We start from the raw sequence: 20,782 nt of genomic DNA on the forward strand, positions 1-20,782 counted from the left end.
AGTGTTTACGGGGTGACCGTGAACGCTAAGACCAGCGCGAGCGCTGGCAACACCTGGCGAAACCTGCCCGCGGCGCAGCAGCCCGAGTACCCCGACGCCGAGGCTCTGCGCGCAGTGATCGCGGACCTCGAGTCGTATCCGCCGCTCGTCTTCGCGGGCGAGTGCGACCAGCTGCGCGCCCGGATGGCGGCCGTCGCCAAGGGAGAGGCGTTCCTCCTCCAGGGCGGCGACTGCGCCGAGGCCTTCGACGCGGTGTCCGCCGACCACATCCGCAACAAGCTCAAGACCCTGCTCCAGATGGGCGCCGTGCTGACGTACGCCGCGTCCGTGCCCGTGGTGAAGGTGGGCCGGATCGCCGGCCAGTACTCCAAGCCGCGCTCCAAGCCGACCGAGACCCGCGACGGGGTGACGCTGCCGACCTACCGGGGCGACTCCGTCAACGGCTTCGACTTCACCGAAGAGGCCCGGATCCCGGACCCGGAGCGGCTGAAGCGGATGTACCAGGCGTCCGCCTCGACGCTGAACCTGGTGCGCGCCTTCACCACCGGCGGCTACGCCGACCTGCGCCAGGTGCACGCCTGGAACCAGGACTTCGTGCGGTCCTCCCCGTCCGGCCAGCGCTACGAGCAGCTCGCCCGCGAGATCGACAACGCGCTGCACTTCATGCACGCCTGCGGGGCCGACCCGGAGGAGTTCAAGACCGTCGAGTTCTACGCCTCGCACGAGGCGCTGCTGCTCGACTACGAGTCGGCGCTCACCCGGGTCGACTCGCGCACGGGGCAGCTGTACGACGTCTCCGCGCACATGGTGTGGATCGGCGAGCGCACCCGGCAGCTGGACCACGCGCACATCGAGTTCGCCTCGAAGATCCGCAACCCGATCGGCATCAAGCTCGGCCCGACCACGTCGGCGGAGGAGGCGCTGCAGTACATCGAGCGCCTCGACCCCGACCGGGAGCCGGGCCGTCTCACCTTCATCGTCCGCATGGGCGCCGACAAGATCCGCGACCGGCTTCCGCAGCTCGTGGAGAAGGTCACGGCGTCCGGCGCCACGGTGGCCTGGGTGACCGACCCGATGCACGGCAACACCTTCGAGGCGGCCTCCGGGCACAAGACCCGCCGCTTCGACGACGTGCTCGACGAGGTCAAGGGCTTCTTCGAGGTGCACAAGGAGCTGGGCACCCACCCGGGCGGTATCCATGTCGAGCTCACCGGTGACGACGTCACCGAGTGCGTGGGCGGCGGCGACGAGATCTTCGTCGACGACCTGCACCAGCGCTACGAGACGGCCTGCGACCCCCGGCTGAACCGCAGCCAGTCGCTGGACCTGGCGTTCCTCGTCGCGGAGATGTACCGCGACCAGTGACGCCGTGACGTGATGGGGCGCGGATCACATACGATCCGCGCCCCTTCCACTTTTGCGGGTGGCGAGCCATGGGTAAGGTTAGGTTTGCCTCACCGAACAAACGGGACGGCAGCAATCATCGATCTGGCCATCGCCCCGGTGGGAGGTGAACCGCGTGTTCGTCTGCAGTTGTTTCGGGATCACCGAGCAGCAGGTCGTGCAGCATGCGGAGAACGGCGCCTGTACCCCCCGGCAGATAGCCTCCGCCTGCAAGGCCGGCACGGACTGCGGTTCCTGCGTCCGCCGGATCCAGGCCATCCTCGGCCGTGGCGCGTGCCCCCGCCGCGAGCTGGCGGACCAGGGCAAGCCGGTGCTGTCGGAGCTCTCGGGTATGGACGAGGCCGCCTAGCCCGGGCCGCCTAGCTCTCCGGCTGTTCGATCAGCTGGGCGAGGTACAGCGCCTCACCGAGCTTCTCCAGCAGTTCCAGCTGGGTGTCGAGGTAGTCGATGTGGTGTTCCTCGTCCGCGAGGATCGACTCGAAGATGTTGGCGGACGTGATGTCGCCCTTCTCGCGCATCACCTTGATACCGCGCCTGAGCCGGTCGATCGCCTCCACCTCGACCTGCCGGTCCGCATCGAACATCTCCCTGACCGTCTGGCCCACGCGCACATGGAACAGCCGCTGGTAGTTGGGCAACCCTTCCAGGAACAGGATCCGGTCGGTGAGCACCTCGGCGTGCTTCATCTCGTCGAACGACTCGTGCCGGGTGTACTTCGCGAGCTTCGTCCAGCCGAAGTTCTCCTGCATCTTCGCGTGCAGGAAGTACTGGTTGATCGCGGTGAGCTCGGCGGTGAGCTGCTCGTTGAGGAACTCGATGACCTCGGGATCGCCCTGCATCGCAGCGCTCCTTCCACATGGGGGACGGGGGAGGTTGCGGCGATGATTTCACCGGCGTCAAAGATCGTCCAGTAAGTGCACGCTTAGTGGCAGTTGCCCGGATTGACGCCTGCCTGGTCATGTGCACTGCCCGGGGTCTGTCAGGATGGAGGCATGGGTCAGCCGGTGGAGCGCGAGTCTGGAGAGTCCGGAGAGGTCGTACGGTCCGAGCTTCCGCCGGGGCAGCGACTGCAGCGCGGCTGGCCGGTCACGCACTACGGCCCGGTGCCCAAGTTCCGTCCCGAGCGCTGGGAGTTCCGGGTCTTCGGCGCCACCGCCGACGGCGAGAAGCACTGCTGGACCCACGAGGAGTTCACGGCCCTGCCGTACACCACCGTCGTGGCCGACCTGCACTGCGTCACGAAGTTCAGCATGCTCGGCGCCGAATGGGGCGGCATCCCCGCCCGGACCATCCTGGAGATCGCCCCGCCCTCACCCGATGTCACCCATGTGATGGTCTGGGCGGAATACGGCTTCAGCTCCAACCTCCGCCTGACGGACTTCGCCTCCGAGCGCACCCTCTTCGCCACCCACAAGGACGGCGAGCTCCTCACCGCCGAGCACGGCTTCCCGCTCCGCCTGGTCGTCCCTCACCTCTACGCCTGGAAGGGCCCCAAATGGGTCCGCGGCGTCGAGTACATGACCGCTGACCGCCGCGGCTTCTGGGAAGAGCGCGGCTACCACAACATCGGCGACCCCTGGAAGGAGCAGCGCTACTCCTACCAGGAGGGACCGGGGGACGGGCCGGAGATCTAGGGCCTGCCCGGCGGATCATGCCGCAGACGCGGGGCTTGGCACGCCCCCCAGCGCCGATGAGGCACCGCCCGTTTCCTGCGACCTGACCCGCCGGACAGGCCCTAGCTGTCCCGCAGCTTCTTCAGCCGTTCCACGTCCGCCGTGTGGCCCTCCTTGCCGCCCGGGGTTTCGATGACCAGGGGGACGCCCTCGGTCGCCGGGTGGGTCATCAGGGCGCGGAAGGGGTCCTCGCCGATGTGGCCGACGCCGATGTTCTCGTGGCGGTCCTTGTGGGCGCCGGCCACGTCCTTGGAGTCGTTGGCGTGGATCAGCTTCAGCCGGCCCGGGCCGACCGTGTCCACCAGCAGGTCCAGCGTGCGGTGCATGCCGTCCGGGCCGGTCAGGTCGTGCCCGGCGGCGAAGATGTGGCAGGTGTCCAGGCACACGCCCAGCTTCGGATGGGCGTCCAGGGCCTCGAAGTACGGACCGAAGTCCCAGGTGCGGGAACACAGCGAGGCGCCCTGCCCGGCGGTCGACTCCAGGAGCAGGTACGGATCGTCGTCGTGGGTGAGCTCGTCCAGCAGCGGCAGCAGATGCTCCCGCACCTGCTGCAGCGCCACGGACCGGTCCCGGCCGCCGGTCGCGCTGCCGGTGTGCACCACCACGCCCAGCGCGCCGATCTCCCGCCCCCGCCGCAGCGAGTGCCGCAGCGACTCCACCGACCGCTCCACGGTCGCCTCGGTGTGCGAGCCGAAGTTGATCAGGTACGGCGCGTGCACGTACGCCGGGATCGCCCCCTCGGCGCAGGCCTGACGGAACGCCTCGTCCTGCCGCGGGTTCCCGGCGGGCGTGGCCCACCCGCGGGGGTTGGCGACGAAGACCTGCACGGTCTCGGCCCCCAGGTCGCGGGCGTACGACAACCCCACGGAGTGCAGGCCGCCCGCCACGGGGACGTGACCGCCCACGGGATTGCGGGCGGGGCCGGGGACGGGAGCGGGGGCGAGACCGGAGTGCTGCTGTGTCACCCCTTCAGGGTGTCATGCTCCGGGCGTGCCCCCGGCCGGGCCCCGTCAGCGGATGGTGATCGTGATCGTCGACCCCTTGGGCGCCGTGTCGCCGCCGTCCACCGACTGCTCCTTGACGGTGTCGCCGAACAGGCCGAGCAGCCCGCGGTCCTTGTCGACCTTGAAGCCGCGGTCCTCCAACTGCTGCGTCGCGTCGTCCACGCTGTCGCCCACCACGTCCGGCACCTCGACCATCACCGGGCCCTTGGACAGCGTCAGCGTCACCGTGTCGCCCTCGGCGGCCTGGCTGTCGGCCACCGGGGTCTGCCGGGCGACCTCGCCCTTGTCGTACTCGGAGTTGACCTGGCGCGTGGCCACGGTCACCTTCAGCCCGGCGGCCTCCAGATCGCGCTTGGCGCTGTCCAGGTCCTCACCGGTGACGTCCGGTACGTCGATCGGGCTGCCCTTGCTCACGGTCAGCGCGATCGCCGAGCCCGCGTGCCGCACGGTGCCCGCCTCCGGGTCCGTACCGATCACCGACCCGGAGGCCACGTCCTCACTGAACTCCCGGGTGACCATGCCCGGCTCCAGCCCCTCGGACTTCAGCAGCGCCCGCGCCTTGCCCAGCTCCTTGCCCGACAGGTCCGGCACCTTCACCGTCTCCGGACCCTTGGAGAGTGTCAGCGTCACCGAGTCGTTGCTGCGGATGCGGGCGCCGGTCTTCGGGTCGGTGCTGATCACCGTGCCCTTCTTCACCGAGTCGCTGTAGGCGAGCTTGACCTGCCCGACCTCGAGCCCGGCCTTCTCCAGCCGCTCCCTGGCCTGTGTCTCGGTCTTCGTCAGCAGCGGCGGGACGTGGGTGAACTGGCCGGAGTTGATGTACCAGATCCCGGCCCCGACCCCGAAGACCACCAGCACGGCCGCGACGATCGTGAGGAGCCCGCGCCGGGGGCGCCCCGGCCGCCGCGCGGGCGGGACGGGCGGGGCCTGGAGCCGGCTGGTCCGGTCGACGACCGCCGCGGGCCGGTCCTCCTCGTTCACCGGCAGCGGGCGCGCCGGGGGTCCCCCCGCGCCGGCGAAGCCGAGTGTGGGGGAGGTCAGCGCGCGCGGGATCACGCTCGTCCGGTCCTCCGCGTTGTCGTGCTCCACGGCGACGGCCTGCGGCGGCACGGCGTCCAGCTGCCCGTCGGCGAGCGCCGCGCGGGCCTCCCGCACGTGGGCGAGGAAGCCCACGGCGTCCTGCGGCCGGAGCTCCGGGGCGCGGGCGGTGGCGGCGACGACCAGCTCGTCCAGCTCGTAGGCCAGTCCCGGCACCACGGCCGAGGGCGGCGGTACGTCCTCGTGGATGTGCTTGTACAGCACCTGGGCGGGGGTGTCCCCGGCGTGCGGCTTGCCGCCGGTGAGCATCTCGTAGAGCACGACACCACAGGCGTACACGTCGACGCGCGGATCGGCTGTCCCCCGCTCGATCTGCTCGGGCGCGAGGTAGGAGACGGTCCCGAGCACGGTCCCGGTCGTGCTGGTCACCGTGTCCACGGACCGCACGAGCCCGAAGTCGGCCACCTTGACCCGCCCGTCGTCCCCTATCAGGACGTTCTCCGGCTTCATGTCCCGGTGCACGAACCCGGCCCGGTGGGCGGCGCCGAGCGCGGCCAGCACCGGCTCCAGGATGTCCAGCGCGGCCCGCGGCTGCAGCGCGCCCCGATCGCGCAGCACGTCCCGCAGGGTGCACCCGGCGATGTACTCCATGGCCAGGTAGACGTACGACCCGTCGGTCCCCTGGTCGAAGACCTGCACCACGTTGGGGTGGGCGAGCCGGGCCACCGACTTCGCCTCCCGGATGAACCGGTCCACGAACGATCCGTCGGCCGCGAGCGTCGGGTGCATCACCTTGAGCGCGAGGACCCGGTCAAGGCGGGTGTCCAGGGCCCGGTAGACCGTGGCCATCCCGCCGACCGCGATCCGCGCGTCGACGCGGTAACGGCCGTCGAGCACCTGCCCGACGAGAGGGTCCTGAAGGGTCGTATCCACGCAGGTGAGTGTACGAGCCACGACCGACAGCCCCACGGGTTCGCCCACGATCGGAGCGGTACTGAAGCGGACCTGTGACGCTTCCCACGAACGGAAAGCCGCCGAACGGGACCGCGACCCCGCTCAGAACGCGGGCCGCTCAGGATCGAGCGCGGCCAGGCCCTCCGCGGGAGAAGACGCCTCGGCGAAGTGCCGCCGCGGGATCCGCCCCGCCCGCCGGGCCAACCGCCCCGCCTCCACCGCATGCCGCATCGCCGAAGCCATCAGTTCGGGCTCCTGAGCCCGCGTCACCGCAGACGCGAGCATCACCCCCGCACACCCCAGCTCCATCGCCAGCGCCGCGTCCGAGGCCGTACCGGCCCCCGCGTCCAGAATCACCGGTACGCGCGCGTGCTCGACGATCAGCCGGAAGTTGTGCGGATTGCGGATCCCGAGCCCCGACCCGATCGGCGACCCCAGCGGCATGACCGCGGCGCACCCCACGTCTTCCAGCTTCCGCGCCAGCACGGGGTCGTCGTTCGTGTACGGCAGCACCGTGAACCCGTCGTCGACCAGCGTCTCCGCCGCGTCCAGCAGCTCGATCGGATCCGGCAGCAGCGTGCGCTCGTCGGCGATGACCTCCAGCTTGACCAGATCGGTGCCCAGCGCCTCCCGCGCCAGCCGGGCGGTGAGCACGGCCTCCCCGGCGGTGAAGCAGCCCGCCGTGTTCGGCAGCACCCGGATGCCGAGCCGGTCCAGCACCGACAGCACCGACCCGTGCACGCCGGGATCCACCCGCCGCATCGCCACGGTCGTCAGCTCCGTGCCGGAGGCGACCAGCGCCCGCTCCAGCACGTCCAGGCTGGGCGCACCGCCCGTACCCATGATCAGACGGGACGTGAAGGACGTACCACCGAGGACGAAGGGGTCGTCGGCCATGCTCAGCCTCCTTGGACGGCGGTGAGGACTTCGACGCGGTCGCCCTCGGCCAGGGCCGTGGACGGCCACTGCGCGCGCGGGACGACGGTTTCGTTGAGCGCGGCGGCGACTCCGCGCGGCGCCGCGGTGAGGGACTCGACCAGCGTGTCGAGAGCGGTGCCCGGGGCGACCTCCCGGGGCTCTCCGTTGACGGAGATGTTCATACGGGCTGCTCCGTGAGTGCCGCGCTGAAGCGCTTCGGGGTGAACGGGAGGGCCACTTCCGGCAGTTCACCGGTGACCAGTACGTGCGCCATGGCGTCCCCGGTGACCGGCGTGAGCAGCACGCCGTTGCGGTAGTGCCCGGTGGCCAGCAGCAGCCCGTCCAGACCGGTCGGGCCGAGCAGCGGCGCGTTGTCGGGGGAGCCGGGGCGCAGTCCGGCCCGGGTCTCCGTGAGCGGCAGTTCGGTGATGCCGGGCACCAGTTCGTGCGCGTCGCGCAGCAACTGGTACACCCCGCCCGCGGTCACCGTCGTGTCCCAGCCCAGCTCCTCGCTGGTGGCCCCGACGACCAGTTCGCCGTTCTCCCGGGGCACCAGGTAGACCTGGCTGCCGCGCACCACGGCCCGCACGGTCCGGCTCAGGAACGGCGCGTACCGCTCGGGCACGGCCATCCGCACCACCTGCCCCTTCACCGGCCGCACCGGCGGCAGCAGGTCCTCCGGGACGCCCGCGAGCCGCCCGCTCAGGCTCCCGGCCGCGAGCACCACCTGGCCCGCGCCCAGGGTCACGCCCTCGCGCGTGACGGCACCCGCCGCCCGGTCCCGTACCACGGACAGCCGTTGCGCCCACGTCCGGTGGAAGACCACCCCGGCCCGCTCGCACGCGGCGAGAAGCGCCGCCGCCAGCCGGCGCGGGTCGATCTGGTGGTCTCCGTCCACCCGCAGCCCGCCGCGCACGCCCGGCGCGAGCAGCGGCTCCAGGCGCCGGCACTCCCGCCCGGACAGCCACTCGGACGCGAGGCCCGACCGCTGCTGCAGGGCGTGCAGTTCGCGCAGATGGGCGCGGTCGTCGGCGTCCAGTGCCACGGCGAGCGTGCCGCAGCCGCGGTAGCCGAGGTCCAGGCCGGTGAGACCGGTCAGCTCGGCCGCGAAGTCCGGATAGCGGCGGGCCGATTCCAGGTTCAGGCCGAGCAGCGTCTGCTCGCCGTAGTGCAGTTCCGTGACGGCGGCCAGCATCCCGGCCGCGACCTGCGCGGCCCCGCCGCCCGGCTCCGGGTCCAGCACGGCCGTGACCAGCCCGCGCTGCGCGGCGCGCCAGGCCGTGACCAGGCCGATGATCCCGCCCCCGATGACGAGGACGTCTGACGTACGTGACGACATGGGCGTCCAGCCCCTCCCTTCGCCGGCATGACCCGGATCAGGTTCGTACGGTCGGAGGCCGCCAGCCTCCCTCTCAGCCCGGTGCGTCCGGGCTCCCGCGAGTGCTTGTACGGTGGCCACCCTAGCCCGCGGACCTTCGACCTTGTAGGGAGCCTCTGCCCATGCCCCGTTCGCTCGACGGACTGACCCTCGCCCCGGTCGCGGACCAAGCCCCAGGTCAGGTGGGTACTCGCACCCGGTTCACCTACCACGAGGAGAACGGCGCGATCTGGGCCGAGTACGCGGGCGGCGACGTGGTACGAGGGCATCTGGTGGGCACCCGGGAGGGCGACCGGCTGGACTTCCGCTATGTGCAGCTGAAGCACGACGGCACCACCTCCTCCGGGCACTGCGTGTCCACCGTCGTCGGCCTGCCCGACGGCCGGGTGCGGCTGGAGGAGACCTGGGAGTGGGAGTCGCAGCCCGGTCGGGGGACGAGCGTTGTGGAACAGGTCACTCAGCACGCCCCCTGACTGACGGATTGTCAGTTGTCTATGGTGATCGGGTGAGCGAGCAGACGCGGGAACAGGGCACGTCACAGGCGCGGCGCGTGGTCGTCGTCGGCGCGGGCATGGCCGGGGTGCAGACCGCGGTCGCCCTGCGCGAACAGGGCTTCCAGGGCACCGTGACGCTGATCGGCGCCGAGCCCCACCAGCCGTACGACCGGCCACCGCTGTCCAAGGCCGTGCTGCTCGGCAAGGCCGAGGGCTCCGCCTTCGACGTCGACTTCGAGGCGCTCGGCATCGAACTCCGGCTGGGGCGCGAGGTACTGGGGGTGCGTCCCGGCGACCACGAACTGGACACCGAGGCCGGCCCCGTGCCGTACGACGTCCTGGTCCTCGCCACCGGCGCCGAACCGATCCGCCTGCCCGGCGCGGAGGGCGTGCCCGGCGTGCACCTGCTGCGCACCCTCGACGACGCCGAACGGCTGCGGCCCGTCCTCGCCCGGCAGCACGACGTCGTGGTCGTCGGCGCGGGCTGGATCGGCGCCGAGTTCGCCACGGCGGCCCGCGAGGCGGGCTGCGCGGTGACGGTCGTGGAGGCGGCGGACCGCCCGCTCGCCGGCGCGCTGCCCGCCGAGGTGGCCGCGCCGATGGCGGCCTGGTACGCCGACAGCGGCGCCGCCTTGCGCACGCACGCGCGCGTGGAGCGCGTCGAGCCCGGCGCGGTGGTGCTCGACGACGGCTCGCGGCTGCCCGCGGGCGCCGTCGTCGTCGGTATCGGCGCCCGCCCCGCCACGGGGTGGCTGGCCGGCTCCGGCGTCGAGCTCGGCGCGCACCGCGAGGTGGTGGCCGACGAGCGCCTGCGCACCTCCGTCCCGGACGTGTACGCGGTCGGCGACTGCGCCTCCTTCCCCTCCCGCCGGTACGGGGAGCGTCTGCTCGTCCACCACTGGGACAACGCCTTGCAGGGCCCGCGCACGGTCGCCGCGAACATCATCGGCGAGGCTCCCGCCGTCTACGACCCGGTGCCGTACTTCTGGTCGGAGCAGTTCGGCCGCTTCGTCCAGTACGCCGGCCATCACGGGGCGGCCGACCGGACCCTGTGGCGCGGCGACCCCGCCGGACCGGCGTGGACGGTCTGCTGGCTGAAGGAGGACCGGCTGGTGGCCCTGCTCGCCGTCGGGCGCCCGAGGGATCTGGCGCAGGGGCGGCGGCTGATCGAGGCGGGCACGCCCATGCGGCCGGAGGCACTGGCCGACCCGGCGAGGCCGCTGAAGAACGCCACGGCGTAGGGGCGGCCCGGGCTGCCACGGGGCCCCGGGTGGACCGGCCCGGCTTCCGACTGTCAGTGGCAGATGGCAGGCTTGTTTCCGTGACCGAGATTGACGCAAAGATCGATGCTCTCGTCCCCGCCTGGCTCACCCTCCCCGACATCGCGGAACAGCTCGATGTCGAGGTGACACGTGTGCGGCAGCTGGTCAAGGACGGCCAGCTCATCGCCGTACGCCGTGGTGAGAACCGGGCGCTGCACGTCCCCGCCGCCTTCATCGACGGGGACAAGGTCGTCAAGGGCCTGTCCGGGACCCTGACGCTGCTGCGGGACGACGGCTTCACGGACGAAGAGATGCTGGAGTGGCTCTTCACTCCTGACCCGAGCCTGCCCGGTACCCCCGCGCAGGCCCTGAGCGAGAATCGCGGCACGGAGGTGAAGCGCCGCGCCCAGGCGCTCGCCGTCTGACCCGGACCACCTGAACCGGACACCGTCCGGCGTACGGGCCGGGGCCCCGCGGGGCCCCGGACCTCACCGGCGGCGGCCTGCCGCGCCCTCACCGGGGCGGCAGGGCCGGCGCCGGGCCCGGCGCCGCCGACATCCGCAACCGACCACTGGGGGGATTCTCGTATGTCCGACACCGCCGCCACCGCCCGCGCCCGGCTCGCGGACGCCCGGCTCTATCTGTGCACGGACGCCCGCAAGCGGCAGGGCGACCTCGCCGAGTTCCTGGACGCGGTGCTGGCCGGCGGTGTCGACATCGTGCAGCTGCGGGACAAGGGCATGGAGGCGGCCGAGGAGCTGGAGCACCTGGCGGTCCTCGCCGACGCCTGCGCCCGGCACGGCAAGCTGCTGGCGGTCAACGACCGCGCGGACGTCGCCCACGCCGCCGCCGCCGATGTGCTCCACCTCGGCCAGGGCGACCTCCCGGTCCCCGCGGCCCGCGCGATCCTGGGCCCGGACGTGCTCATAGGACGCTCCACGCACGCCCCGGCCGAGGCGGAGGCGGCGGCCGTCCAGGAGGGCGTGGACTACTTCTGCACCGGCCCGTGCTGGCCCACCCCCACCAAGCCCGGCCGCCACGCCCCGGGCCTCGACCTGGTCCGGCACACCGCCGCCCTGGGCACCGACCGCCCCTGGTTCGCCATCGGCGGCATCGACCTGGGCAATCTCGACGAGGTTTTGGACGCGGGCGCCCGCCGGGTGGTCGTCGTACGGGCGATCACGGAGGCCGAGGACCCCGGAGCGGCGGCGGCGGAGTTCGCCAAGCGGCTGCGGCAGGCGTAGGGCCTGTCCGGCTCCCTGTCCGGCTTCGTGTCCAAGGGGTGGACAACAACCCGGCAAATCGGGCAAATTTCCGATGTCCGGTTGGGGGACCGGCCACCCCTGGCTAACCTGCGGGTATGGCCCTCGGAACCGCATCAACCAGGACCGATCGCGCGCGTACGGTGCGTGACATCATCGGCACCGGCAAAACGACGTACTCCTTCGAGTTCTACGCGCCCAAGACCCCTCAGGGCGAGCGGAACCTCTGGAACGCGCTGCGCCGGGTCGAGGCGGTGGCGCCCGACTTCGTGTCCGTGACGTACGGCGCCGGCGGTTCCACCCGGGCCACCACGGTCAAGGAGACCCAGCAGATCGTCGTCGACACCACGCTGACGCCGGTCGCCCACCTCACCGCGGTCAACCACTCCATCGCCGAACTGCGCAACATCATCGGCCAGTACGCGGACGCGGGGATCCGCAACATGCTCGCGGTGCGCGGCGACCCGCCCGGCGACCCGATGGGCGAGTGGGTGCCGCACCCCCGGGGCCTGACGTACGCGGCCGAACTCGTCCGTCTCATCAAGGAGTCGGGCGACTTCTGCGTGGGCGTCGCCGCCTTCCCCGAGATGCACCCGCGCTCCACCGAGTGGGACGCCGACGTCGCCCACTTCGTCGACAAGTGCCGGGCCGGCGCCGACTACGCCATCACCCAGATGTTCTTCCAGCCGGAGTCCTACCTGCGTCTGCGCGACCGGGTGGCCGCGGCCGGCTGCGAGACCCCGGTCATCCCCGAGGTCCTGCCGGTGACGAGCGTGAAGATGCTGCAACGGTTGCCACAGCTCAGCAACGCCGCCTTCCCGTCCGCGCTGAAAGAGCGGATCCTCACAGCCAAAGACGATCCGGCGGCGGTACGCTCCATTGGTATCGAATTCGCCACGGAGTTCTGCGCACGGCTGCTGTCCGAGGGAGTGCCCGGACTGCACTTCATCACGCTCAACAACTCCACGGCGACGCTGGAAATCTACGAAAACCTGGGCCTGCACCATCCCCCGCAGGCCTAGACCGGCCGCACCGCGATACGACACACTGCGTAGCGGCCAATGGGAGAGGGGCGTACATGGGCTGGACGGTCCTCTACATCGCGTTCGGCATCGTCGCGCTGTGGTTGCTCGGTGAGGTGCTGCTGCAGTACAAGGCGAGACTGCGCTGGCGGTTGCTCGCCTTCGTCGGCTTCCTCGGTGTCGTGCTCGGTGTCCTGATCCCGTCCGTGATCGTCATCGGCCTGGGCGCGGCCGCCTTCGCGGTCGGCCAGACCTACGTCACGCTGTCGTTCCGCCGGGGCTTCGCCGAGGGCTGGGCGGTCAGCCGCCCGGCAGCCGATGCCGGGGCGGGCAGCGGCGGCAAGAGCAAGCGCCGCCGCGGCGAACCCGAGCGCCAGGAGCCCGCCCTGGAGGTCTCCGGCCTGGAAGGCGCGACCACGGCCGGTTACGCCGACGGCAACGGCGACTACGGCCGCGACGGGCTCGCCTACGGCCAGGACGACGACTTCGACCGCGACGACGTGTTCACCCCCGCCGCCCGCTCCGCCGCCGAGGCCACCGCGGTCTACGAGCCGCAGCCCCTGCCCGACGAGACCGGTACGTACGGCATATACGGCCACTCCTACCCGGACTCCGCCTACGCCGCCGCCCAGGGCACCGACCAGTCGTACGCCTACGACTACTCGGGCTACGGGCAGCAGCAGTACGGCTACGAGGCCGGCGGCCAGCAGCAGTACACCGGTTACTCCGACCCCTACGGCGGGACCGGGTACGACCAGACCTACGGCGGCCAGCAGTACGGCCAACAGGGCTACGGCCAGGACCAGTACGCCACCGGCGGCTACGGCGAGACCCCGGCCGACGGCGTCTGGGTCCCGCAGCAGCGCACCGACGAGCCCTACCAGGGCGAGCCCCCGGCCGAGCAGCAGTACCCCTACCAGACGGGCGGGCAGCAGCAGGAGCACGGGTTCGACGAGCAGTACCGTTTCTGAGCCCCGCGCCCGCGCGCTGGACTCACTGCGAGCCCCGGAAGTCCGGCCCCTCCACGATCAGCCCCGCGACCAGCGCGCCGGACATACCGGCGTGGGGGAGCCCGCCGCCGGGGTGTGACCAGCCGCCCACCCGGTACAGGCCCGGCAGGCGTGTGGTGTTCGCCGGATGCAGGAAGCGGCCGTCGGCGGCGGCGAGCGCGGGTGCGGGGACGGCCCCGAAAGCGGCGCCCGTCTCGGCCTCGACGTGGTCGGGCGTGCGCACCTCGTGCCAGATCAGCCGCTCACGCAGCCCCGGAACGGCGGCCTCGGCGGCGTCCAGGACGAGGTCGGCGTAGCGCCGGACCATGCTCTCCCGCTCCCAGCCCGCCCCGGCCGGCACCACCGCCGAGGCCACCACCGACTCATGCGCCCCCTCCGGACGCATGGAGGGGTCGCCGGGCCGCAGTACGGTCACCGTGGGCCGCACGGGCTCGTCGCCGCCGAGGGAGGCGAGCAGGTCCTGCTCGGCCTCGGGGTCCGGCGCGTGCACGACCGTGCGGTGCGCGGCACCGGGCTCGCGCTCGCCGCGCAGGGCCAGCAGCACGGTGAACCGGCCCGGGCGGGGCGTCACGGTCTCGGCGCGCACGTCCGCGTCCGCGTCGAGCGGATGCTCCGTCAGGCCCAGCAGCCGCACCGGGTGCACGTCCGCCACCACATGGTCCGCCTCGGCCACCGTCCCGTCCGCCAGCTCCACCCCGGCGGCGCGGCCGTCCTTCTCCAGGATGCCGGTGACCTCCGCGCCGAAGACGAACTCCACCCGGCGGGCCACGCACCGCTCGTACACCGCGCGCGCCAACTCCCTTATGCCACCGCGCACATACCAGATGCCGAAGGCGTGCTCCATATAGGGCAGCACGGCCGCGCTCGCCGGAGTGGTCCGGGGCTGAAGGCCGTACGCGAGCGCGTGGCTCTCCAGGAGCGCGGCGAGACGGGGGTCGCGCAGTTCCCAGTCCCCGACCTCGGTGAGTGTGGACGCCCGGCGGGTGCGCAGCAGCCGCTTGTGCGGGACGGCGGGATAGGGCTCCTGGTCGGCCAGCACCCGCCAGTTCGGCCACAGGGGCTCTTCCAGCAGGGGACGGCGGGTGCGGTCCCAGGCCTCCCGTGCCCGCACCAGGAAGTCGCCCCAGCGCTGACCCGCGCCCGCCCCCAGGGCCTCGTCCAGGGCGGTGACGACGCCCGCGCGCGAGGCGTTCGGCAACGACACCTCGGTGCCGTCCGCGAAGACGTGCCGGGACGACGGGTCGACCTGCACCAGCTCGACGCAGGCCTCCAGGGGCTCCTTGCCGGTCTTGACGAACAGGTCGCGGTAGACCGCGGGCAACGGCAGCAGACCGGGACCGGTGTCGAAGCGGAACCCGTCCCGCTCGAACCGGCGCACCGCACCGCCGTACGTCCCCGTACGTTCGTACACCGTCACCCGGTGGCCCGCGACGGCCAGCCGGGCGGCGGCCGCCATCGCGCCCATCCCGGCGCCGATCACCGCAATCGTTGCCATGCCTGCGACTTTATCGAGCACCACCGACAATCCGGCCCACAGGGCCGGGGGTGAGCGCGCGGGGCTGAGTACGCGTACCTATGCGGAGAGATGAGTACGCGCACGGATGGGCCACCACCTGCGCGGACGAGAGAGTGGAGACACGGAAAGGGGCGCGGCTCCGGCACCGGCGACACGGGGCGCCGGAACGGAGCGGCCCTCGATCCGCTCCTTCCGCCGATCCATCGGCGGAAGCGAGACACGGGGGAGATCCGGGGGAGACCCGGGGAGAACAGGGGGGACGACCGTACGGGGGACGTACGGGGGAGTACGGGGGAGCGAGAGGGAAGCGCCGGTTCGAGGTGGCCCGCGGGGGACGCGGCCAGGGCGGACCGGCGCTTCCTTCGTGCACGTGCGCGTGCCGGTGACCCGCTCAGCCCTTCCCGCTGACCCGCCCCTGGAGCAGCCGGGACAGCGCCGCGTGGACATCGTCCAGGGACCGCTCCGGCTGGAACGACTTCCAGTCCAGCGCGGCCACCAGCACCATGCCGACGAGAGCGGCGGCGGTCAGCTGGACGTCGATCTCCTCGCTGAACTCGCCGTTCGCCACGCCCTCGCGCAGTACGCCCTCCACGACCGCGACGGCCTCCTGCCGGACCACCATCAGCGTGGACTGCCAGGCCCGGTTGGTGCGCCACAGCTCGGCCACGTACAGCTGGGTGAAGGCCGGGTAGCGGTCGATGAAGACCAGCCCGGCCCGGACCATCGCGTCCAGGGCGTCGACCCTGCTGCCGCCCTCGCATGCCGTCCGCTCGGCCGCCTCGCGCAGGGAGGCGGTGAGCAGGCCGACGCCGTGCCGCAGCAGCTCCTCGAAGAGGACCGACTTGCTCGCGAAGTTGTAGTAGACCGTGCCCTTGGCCACGCCCGCCCGCTCGGCGATCTCGTCCACCGTGGTGGCGGAGAAGCCCTGTTCGGCGATGAGCGTGACGGCTGCCTCGTAGAGCTTCTGCCGGGTGGCCTCGCGGCGTGTGCTGCCACCCGACGTGGCGCTGCTGCTTTCCATGGCGTCGATTGTCACAGGAACAGCGCCGGAACGGGGCACGAAAGGCGAGGTCACAGGCTCAGCTCCGGGTGCAGCCGGTCCAGTGTCCACACTTGGCGGCGGCGGGCCGACAGGGCGGTGAGCGCGAGGGCGCCCGCGGTGAACGCCGCCAGCACGCCGCACGCCGTCCACACCGGGCCGAGGCCGCCGCCCGAGATCAGCCGGCGCAGCGCGTCCACGATGTAGCTCATCGGCAGGAACGGGTGGATGGCGTTGAAGAAGCCCGGACTGGTCTGCACGGGGTAGGTGCCGCCCGCGGAGGTCAGCTGGAGCATCAGCAGGGCCAGGACGAGGATCCGGCCCGCCGCCCCGAAGCGCGCGTTCAGCCACTGCACGATCGCCGCGAAGCACGCCGCCACCAGGAACAGGAAGCCCACCGTGCCGGCCGCCCGGGTCATCTCCAGGCCGATCGCCCAGTGCAGGACGGACATCAGGGCCGCCGTCTGCAGCACCCCGATCGCGGCCACCGGCAGCCAGCCCGCCAGCGCGATCCGCCAGGCCGAGGAGCCGACCGCGAGGGCACGCCGGTTGAGCGGCGGGATCAGCATGTAGGCCACCATCGCGCCCACCCACAGGGACAGCGGGATGAAGTACGGGGCGAACCCGGTGCCGTAGTTCGGGGCCTGGTGCAGGTCCCTGGAGGCGAGCTGGACCGGGTCGGCCATGACGTCGGTGCGCTGGTCGCGGTCCCGCTTGTCGTAGTCGGGGATCTTCTCCGCCCCGTCGTGCAGGCCGCCGGCCAGCTTCCCGGAGCCGTCGACCAGCTTGTACATGCCGCCGCTGAGGGTCTCGGCGCCCGACTCGGCCGTGCCGATGCCCGTGTCGAGCTTGGCCGCGCCGGTCTTCGCGGTACCGAGCCCGGTGTGCAGCTTCTTCGCGCCCGCGGCCACCTTGCCCGCGCCCTCGTTCAGCTTGTTGATCCGGGACACGGCGTCGTCGAGGTCCTCGGAGAGGTGCGGGGCGCGGTCGGCGAGCGCCTGGGCCTGCTTCTGGAGCGTGCCGAGGTTCGCGCGCAGCGTCTTCAGGTCGCCGTCCTGGTCGGCGATCAGCGTGTTGAGGTCGTCGGCGACCTTGGCCACGTCGGAGGCCGCCACCTTGGCCTTCTTCAGGTCGGGGCAGATGGGGTCGGGCAGTACGGGGCTCTCGCAGTGCGTCTTGTAGACCTCGTCCAGCGTGGTGGAGGCCGCGTGGGCGGTCTTGGCGGCGGCCGGTGCCGCCTTCACCAGGACGTCGAGGTTGTCGCGGACCGTCTTGGCCGAGTCGGCGACGAGCCGGGCGGTGTCCCCGATGGTCTTCTCGTTGTCCTTCACGAACGGGCCGACCTCGGCGTAGACCCCGTTGACCTTGTCGGCGAGGGTCTGGGTGCCTTCCGCGACCTGCTTCGAGCCGTCCTCCAGGTCGCCCGCGCCCGTGTCGAGCTTCTTCAGGCCCTTGGACAGCTTGCCGCTGCCGCTCTTGGCGTCCTTCAGCCCGTCGGCGAGGTCCTTCGAACCCTTCTCCGCCTTCCCGATGCCGCCCTCGAGCTTGTCGGCGCCCTTGGCGGCCTTCTCCGTCTCCCCGTGGATGTCGGAGAAGGAGATGAAGATCCGGTCCAGGAAGGACCGGGACGCCTTGGTGGACGCGGCCGAGCGCACCTCGCCGAACACCGTCTTGGATATCTGCCCGACGATGTAGTTGTTCGCGTCGTTCGTCCGCACCTGGAGCGCGCTCGTCTCGGGGGAGTCGCCCGCGCTGGAGGCGATGCGCCGGCTGAAGTCGGCGGGCATGGTCAGCGACAGGTAGTAGGTGCCGTCCTCGACGCCCCGGCGCGCCTCGGCGGCGCTCACCTCGTGCCACTCGAAGGTCCGGCTGTCGCGCAGGCCGTCGACGATGTCGTCACCGGCCGTGATCTTCTTCCCGCCGGTCTTCGCCCCCTTGTCGTCGTTCACCAGGGCCACGGGGATGCGGTCGAGGCGGCCGTAGGGGTCCCAGAAGGACCACAGGTACAGGGCGCCGTACAGCAGGGGCAGCACGAGGAGGGCGACCAGGGCGGCGCGGGGGAGCTTGCCCCGGCCGAAGCGCCGCAGCTCAAGGGCGGCCAGTTTCGGCGAGCGCATCGGCCGCCTCCTTCGCTTCTTCGTCGGTGCCTTCGGTGCCTTCGGTGGCTTCGGGGGTCTCGGTGGCCTCGGTTGCTTCGGCGGACCGGGTGGAGGTGGAGACGGTCACGGCGCCCTCGGGTGCCTCGGCGCAGACCGCCACGACCGTCGTCCCGGCCGCGGCGAGGGACGCCAGCAGTGCGTGGGCCTCGGCCCGCTCCGCGCCGGTGAGCTTGAGGTCGGTGTCGTCCACCGCCAGCAGCCGGGGGCCGCCGACGAGGGCCAGGGCGACGGACAGGCGCAGCGCCTCCAGCCGCTCCAGGTCGCGTACGGCCGTCCGGGCGCCCTTGGGCAGGGCGTCCAGGTCGAGTCCGGCGGCGGCCAGCGCGGTGTCGGTCCGCCGCCGCGCCTCGTCCGCCCGCTCCTGCCGGGGCCGCAGCAGCCCGCGCAGGGTGCCGCCGAAACGGCGTTGCAGCAGCGCCCGTTCGCGCAGGTGCTCGCCGGCGGTGAGGGCCGGGTCGAGGTCGGTGACGCCGGCGACGTTGGCCACGGCGCTGACCCGGCGCAAGGCGGACATCTGCCGGGGGAGTTTGAGGCCGCCGACGCTGGCCACTCCCTCCGTGGGCTTCATGCGTCCCGCGAGCGCGAGCAGCAGACACGTACGGCCGGAACCGGAGGGCCCCTCGATCGCGATCAGCGAGCCGGGCCCCGCGTCCACCGAGACGCCCCGGAACACCCAGCCGCGCGGTCCGCGCAGCCCGAGGTCGCGGGCCGTGATGCCGAGGCCGTGCGGGCTGTCAGGTGATGGGTCGTCCGCTGACGGGTTGTCCGGTGACGGGCTGTCCTGTGACGGGTCCATGGCTCCCGCCTTCCCCCTGCTCCGTGTTTTTGAACTGACTGGTCAGTGCAAAAACTAGCCCGAACCTTCGATCGAAGCAAAGGCCCAGGTCAGAACGGGTTGTCAGTGGCATACCTCACGATGGGCACATACGGCACCACCTGACAGGGCGTGCCGTCACCCAGACGACAGGAGGTTCGTCATGGCCAACTCCTCCGCAGCCGCCGCCCGTCGGCGCCGCGCCACCGGCCCTGCCCCCTCACTGACCGGACCGGCGAGCGACGTGCACCCCGTACTGCGCCGGTCCACGGCCCCGCCCGCCGCCCTCGACCTGCTCGCCCAGGCCCGCGCCGGACTCGAAGAGGCCGCCGTCCTCGAAACCCCGAACGAGCGCTACGCCACGGCCCACCTCGCCGCCCTGCGCACCGCCGCCGCAGTCCTCGCCGCGCGTGGCCGCCCCGAAACCTCCCCGCGACGCCGCGCACGCATCCGGAGCGCCTGGGAAGTGCTCCCCGAGATCGCTCCCGAACTGACCGAGTGGAGCGCCCTGTTCGCCGCCGGCGCCGCCCGCCGGGCCCGGGCCGAGGCCGGCATAGAGGGCGCCGCGACCAGCCGGGACGCCGACGACCTGATACGGGACGTGGCGATGTTCCTCCGTATCGTCGAGCGGATGCTGGTGCCGCAGCCGGTGCTGCCCCAGCCCCGCCAGGACACCGCCGGGCCGGACGGCCCGGCCACCCCGCGCGAGATGCCGGACGCGGGCTGACTCGATGACCGCCCACGGGGCCGGAGGCAATAGGGTGGAGGGCGCCTGAAGCCTTCCGGAAGCGTTTTGTCCCCGAGGAGTCAACTGCCGTGTCGGACCCGATGCGCCCCCGCGCCTCTCTCCGTACCGCCGTGGTCTGGGAGGTCCTTCAGGACGCCCTCGACCGCCGGGTCAAGGCCACGGGTCGGGACTCGCTGGACGTCCTCGACACCGGCGGCGGCAGCGGCAAGTTCGCGGTGCCCGTCGCCCGCCTCGGCCACCGCGTCACCGTCGTCGACCCCAGCCCGAACGCGCTGTTCGCGCTGGAGCGCCGGGCCGCCGAGGCCGGCGTCGCCGACCGGGTGCGGGGCGTGCAGGGCGACGCCCACGGCCTGTTCGACGTGGTCGAGCGCGGCGGCTACGACGCGGTGCTGTGCCACGGCGTCCTGGAGTACGTGGACGACCCGGCCGAGGGCGTCCGCAACGCGGTGGCCGCCCTGCGCCCCGAGGGCGTCCTCAGCCTGCTCGCCGCCGGTCTCGGCGGTGCCGTGCTCGCCCGCGCCCTCGCGGGTCACTTCAAGGAGGCCAAGCAGGCGCTCGAGGACCCCCACGGCCGCTGGGGCTCCGGCGACCCGGTGCCGCGCCGCTTCACCGCCGAGCAGCTCACCTCGCTGGTCGAGGGCGCGGGCCTCAGGGTCGGCGCCGTGCACGGCGTCCGGGTCTTCGCCGACCTGGTCCCGGGCGTCCTCGTGGACACCGAGCCCGGTGCTCTCGACGCCCTGCTCAAGCTGGAGGCGGCGGCCGCCGAGCTCCCGGCCTTCCACTCCGTGGCCACCCAGCTGCACGTGCTCGGCGAGAGTGCCGGGGCCGCCGGGGCGTGAGCCGCCTCCCGTGGTAGCCGGGGGCACGTCGCTGATCAGGGAGTCGGCGGCGCATGGAGTACGCCACAGGCCCCCCGATCGAGGGGTTTGCGCCGTATGATCGAGGGAGACCGCTCGGCATGACGGGTCGGCCGCCGGGGAATGGAAGCCTCAGCGAGCCGGACCGCCGTGGCGGTTCCGGTTGGCCAATTGGCGCAGAGGGGCGGGTTTCACGGGGGCGATTCCCTGCCTATCCTGAAGGGACCCCC

The 20,782-nt window shown here is 72.3% G+C and carries 21 protein-coding genes and 1 riboswitch; of the genes, 11 read left to right on the forward strand and 10 right to left on the reverse strand.

Going from position 1 to position 20,782, the window contains the following annotated elements:
- Positions 1 to 12 precede the first annotated feature (12 nt).
- Together ACZ7L0_RS09360 and ACZ7L0_RS09365 are read left to right on the forward strand one after the other, a co-directional pair.
- Positions 13 to 1,365 carry a class II 3-deoxy-7-phosphoheptulonate synthase gene (locus ACZ7L0_RS09360; protein ID WP_471241825.1) on the forward strand — a complete coding sequence of 451 codons (1,353 nt, stop codon included), beginning with the start codon at positions 13 to 15 and terminating at the stop codon, positions 1,363 to 1,365.
- 154 nt (positions 1,366 to 1,519) lie between these two features.
- A complete protein-coding gene (locus ACZ7L0_RS09365; RefSeq protein ID WP_471241826.1) occupies positions 1,520 to 1,753 on the forward strand; it encodes a (2Fe-2S)-binding protein in 234 nt (77 codons plus the stop codon).
- A gap of 10 nt (positions 1,754 to 1,763) precedes the next feature.
- Here ACZ7L0_RS09365 and bfr read toward each other — a convergent pair whose 3' ends face one another.
- Positions 1,764 to 2,243 (reverse strand): bacterioferritin, encoded by a 480-nt coding sequence (gene bfr, locus ACZ7L0_RS09370; protein WP_471241827.1) that lies wholly within the window; start codon positions 2,241 to 2,243, stop codon positions 1,764 to 1,766.
- A gap of 153 nt (positions 2,244 to 2,396) precedes the next feature.
- On the opposite strand from bfr, the gene ACZ7L0_RS09375 reads away from it, so the two are divergent.
- Positions 2,397 to 3,038, forward strand: coding sequence for a sulfite oxidase-like oxidoreductase (locus ACZ7L0_RS09375; RefSeq protein WP_471241828.1), 642 nt, complete (start codon positions 2,397 to 2,399; stop codon positions 3,036 to 3,038).
- A gap of 101 nt (positions 3,039 to 3,139) precedes the next feature.
- Here ACZ7L0_RS09375 and ACZ7L0_RS09380 read toward each other — a convergent pair whose 3' ends face one another.
- The 5 genes from ACZ7L0_RS09380 to thiO all read right to left on the reverse strand — a co-directional run bounded on the left by ACZ7L0_RS09380 (position 3,140) and on the right by thiO (position 8,330).
- Positions 3,140 to 4,042, reverse strand: coding sequence for a deoxyribonuclease IV (locus tag ACZ7L0_RS09380; protein WP_471241829.1), 903 nt, complete (start codon positions 4,040 to 4,042; stop codon positions 3,140 to 3,142).
- A gap of 45 nt (positions 4,043 to 4,087) precedes the next feature.
- A complete protein-coding gene (pknB, locus tag ACZ7L0_RS09385; RefSeq protein WP_471241830.1) occupies positions 4,088 to 6,052 on the reverse strand; it encodes a Stk1 family PASTA domain-containing Ser/Thr kinase in 1,965 nt (654 codons plus the stop codon).
- A 123-nt stretch (positions 6,053 to 6,175) separates the two neighbouring features.
- Positions 6,176 to 6,970: a thiazole synthase gene (locus ACZ7L0_RS09390; RefSeq protein WP_471241831.1), complete on the reverse strand. Its 795-nt coding sequence runs from the start codon at positions 6,968 to 6,970 to the stop codon at positions 6,176 to 6,178.
- A 2-nt stretch (positions 6,971 to 6,972) separates the two neighbouring features.
- Positions 6,973 to 7,173 (reverse strand): sulfur carrier protein ThiS, encoded by a 201-nt coding sequence (gene thiS, locus ACZ7L0_RS09395; protein ID WP_471241832.1) that lies wholly within the window; start codon positions 7,171 to 7,173, stop codon positions 6,973 to 6,975.
- On the reverse strand, positions 7,170 to 8,330 hold the full coding sequence (gene thiO, locus ACZ7L0_RS09400; RefSeq protein ID WP_471241833.1) for a glycine oxidase ThiO: 1,161 nt from the start codon (positions 8,328 to 8,330) through the stop codon (positions 7,170 to 7,172). The genes thiS and thiO overlap by 4 nt, the downstream gene beginning before the upstream one ends.
- Positions 8,328 to 8,439: riboswitch (TPP riboswitch) on the reverse strand. Its footprint overlaps the gene before it by 3 nt.
- A gap of 52 nt (positions 8,440 to 8,491) precedes the next feature.
- On the opposite strand from thiO, the gene ACZ7L0_RS09405 reads away from it, so the two are divergent.
- The 6 genes from ACZ7L0_RS09405 (at position 8,492) to ACZ7L0_RS09430 (ending at position 13,380) form a co-directional block, all read left to right on the forward strand.
- Entirely contained in the window at positions 8,492 to 8,842 is a 351-nt protein-coding gene (locus ACZ7L0_RS09405) for an avidin-fold protein (protein ID WP_471241834.1), read from the forward strand.
- A gap of 32 nt (positions 8,843 to 8,874) precedes the next feature.
- Positions 8,875 to 10,104 carry an NAD(P)/FAD-dependent oxidoreductase gene (locus tag ACZ7L0_RS09410; RefSeq protein ID WP_471241835.1) on the forward strand — a complete coding sequence of 410 codons (1,230 nt, stop codon included), beginning with the start codon at positions 8,875 to 8,877 and terminating at the stop codon, positions 10,102 to 10,104.
- Between the two features lie 80 nt (positions 10,105 to 10,184).
- Entirely contained in the window at positions 10,185 to 10,550 is a 366-nt protein-coding gene (locus ACZ7L0_RS09415) for an Rv2175c family DNA-binding protein (protein ID WP_471241836.1), read from the forward strand.
- Between the two features lie 162 nt (positions 10,551 to 10,712).
- A complete protein-coding gene (thiE, locus tag ACZ7L0_RS09420; RefSeq protein ID WP_471241837.1) occupies positions 10,713 to 11,369 on the forward strand; it encodes a thiamine phosphate synthase in 657 nt (218 codons plus the stop codon).
- A 116-nt stretch (positions 11,370 to 11,485) separates the two neighbouring features.
- A complete protein-coding gene (metF, locus tag ACZ7L0_RS09425; RefSeq protein WP_471241838.1) occupies positions 11,486 to 12,409 on the forward strand; it encodes a methylenetetrahydrofolate reductase [NAD(P)H] in 924 nt (307 codons plus the stop codon).
- Between the two features lie 56 nt (positions 12,410 to 12,465).
- Entirely contained in the window at positions 12,466 to 13,380 is a 915-nt protein-coding gene (locus tag ACZ7L0_RS09430; RefSeq protein ID WP_471241839.1) for an SCO2102 family sporulation regulator, read from the forward strand.
- Positions 13,381 to 13,402: 22 nt separating this feature from the next.
- On the opposite strand, the gene ACZ7L0_RS09435 is transcribed toward ACZ7L0_RS09430, so the two are convergent.
- The 4 genes from ACZ7L0_RS09435 to ACZ7L0_RS09450 form a co-directional block, all read right to left on the reverse strand.
- Entirely contained in the window at positions 13,403 to 14,914 is a 1,512-nt protein-coding gene (locus tag ACZ7L0_RS09435; RefSeq protein WP_471241840.1) for a phytoene desaturase family protein, read from the reverse strand.
- A gap of 412 nt (positions 14,915 to 15,326) precedes the next feature.
- Positions 15,327 to 15,956: a TetR/AcrR family transcriptional regulator gene (locus tag ACZ7L0_RS09440; protein WP_471241841.1), complete on the reverse strand. Its 630-nt coding sequence runs from the start codon at positions 15,954 to 15,956 to the stop codon at positions 15,327 to 15,329.
- Positions 15,957 to 16,006: 50 nt separating this feature from the next.
- Entirely contained in the window at positions 16,007 to 18,091 is a 2,085-nt protein-coding gene (locus ACZ7L0_RS09445) for a YhgE/Pip family protein (protein WP_471241842.1), read from the reverse strand.
- Positions 18,063 to 18,929: an ATP-binding cassette domain-containing protein gene (locus ACZ7L0_RS09450; protein WP_471241843.1), complete on the reverse strand. Its 867-nt coding sequence runs from the start codon at positions 18,927 to 18,929 to the stop codon at positions 18,063 to 18,065. The genes ACZ7L0_RS09445 and ACZ7L0_RS09450 overlap by 29 nt, the downstream gene beginning before the upstream one ends.
- A gap of 181 nt (positions 18,930 to 19,110) precedes the next feature.
- Between ACZ7L0_RS09450 and ACZ7L0_RS09455 the strand changes: the two genes are divergently transcribed.
- Positions 19,111 to 19,674 (forward strand): SAV_6107 family HEPN domain-containing protein, encoded by a 564-nt coding sequence (locus ACZ7L0_RS09455; RefSeq protein ID WP_471241844.1) that lies wholly within the window; start codon positions 19,111 to 19,113, stop codon positions 19,672 to 19,674.
- An 89-nt stretch (positions 19,675 to 19,763) separates the two neighbouring features.
- The gene (locus tag ACZ7L0_RS09460; RefSeq protein WP_471241845.1) at positions 19,764 to 20,534 is read left to right on the forward strand and encodes a methyltransferase; all 771 of its coding nucleotides are present in this window, start codon (positions 19,764 to 19,766) and stop codon (positions 20,532 to 20,534) included.
- Positions 20,535 to 20,782 lie beyond the last annotated feature (248 nt).

This window comes from Streptomyces sp. NPDC039424, assembly GCF_055639495.1.

Excerpts from the sequence above, each read along its gene's own strand:
- ACZ7L0_RS09375 (WP_471241828.1), top strand. The coding sequence starts at position 2,397 with ATGGGTCAGCCGGTGGAGCGCGAGTCTGGAGAGTCCGGAGAGGTCGTA.
- ACZ7L0_RS09390 (WP_471241831.1), bottom strand. The coding sequence starts at position 6,970 with ATGGCCGACGACCCCTTCGTCCTCGGTGGTACGTCCTTCACGTCCCGT.
- metF (WP_471241838.1), top strand. The coding sequence starts at position 11,486 with ATGGCCCTCGGAACCGCATCAACCAGGACCGATCGCGCGCGTACGGTG.
- ACZ7L0_RS09430 (WP_471241839.1), top strand. The coding sequence starts at position 12,466 with ATGGGCTGGACGGTCCTCTACATCGCGTTCGGCATCGTCGCGCTGTGG.
- ACZ7L0_RS09440 (WP_471241841.1), bottom strand. The coding sequence starts at position 15,956 with ATGGAAAGCAGCAGCGCCACGTCGGGTGGCAGCACACGCCGCGAGGCC.
- thiS (WP_471241832.1), bottom strand. The coding sequence starts at position 7,173 with ATGAACATCTCCGTCAACGGAGAGCCCCGGGAGGTCGCCCCGGGCACC.
- thiO (WP_471241833.1), bottom strand. The coding sequence starts at position 8,330 with ATGTCGTCACGTACGTCAGACGTCCTCGTCATCGGGGGCGGGATCATC.
- ACZ7L0_RS09405 (WP_471241834.1), top strand. The coding sequence starts at position 8,492 with ATGCCCCGTTCGCTCGACGGACTGACCCTCGCCCCGGTCGCGGACCAA.
- thiE (WP_471241837.1), top strand. The coding sequence starts at position 10,713 with ATGTCCGACACCGCCGCCACCGCCCGCGCCCGGCTCGCGGACGCCCGG.
- ACZ7L0_RS09455 (WP_471241844.1), top strand. The coding sequence starts at position 19,111 with ATGGCCAACTCCTCCGCAGCCGCCGCCCGTCGGCGCCGCGCCACCGGC.
- ACZ7L0_RS09435 (WP_471241840.1), bottom strand. The coding sequence starts at position 14,914 with ATGGCAACGATTGCGGTGATCGGCGCCGGGATGGGCGCGATGGCGGCC.
- bfr (WP_471241827.1), bottom strand. The coding sequence starts at position 2,243 with ATGCAGGGCGATCCCGAGGTCATCGAGTTCCTCAACGAGCAGCTCACC.
- ACZ7L0_RS09445 (WP_471241842.1), bottom strand. The coding sequence starts at position 18,091 with ATGCGCTCGCCGAAACTGGCCGCCCTTGAGCTGCGGCGCTTCGGCCGG.
- ACZ7L0_RS09450 (WP_471241843.1), bottom strand. The coding sequence starts at position 18,929 with ATGGACCCGTCACAGGACAGCCCGTCACCGGACAACCCGTCAGCGGAC.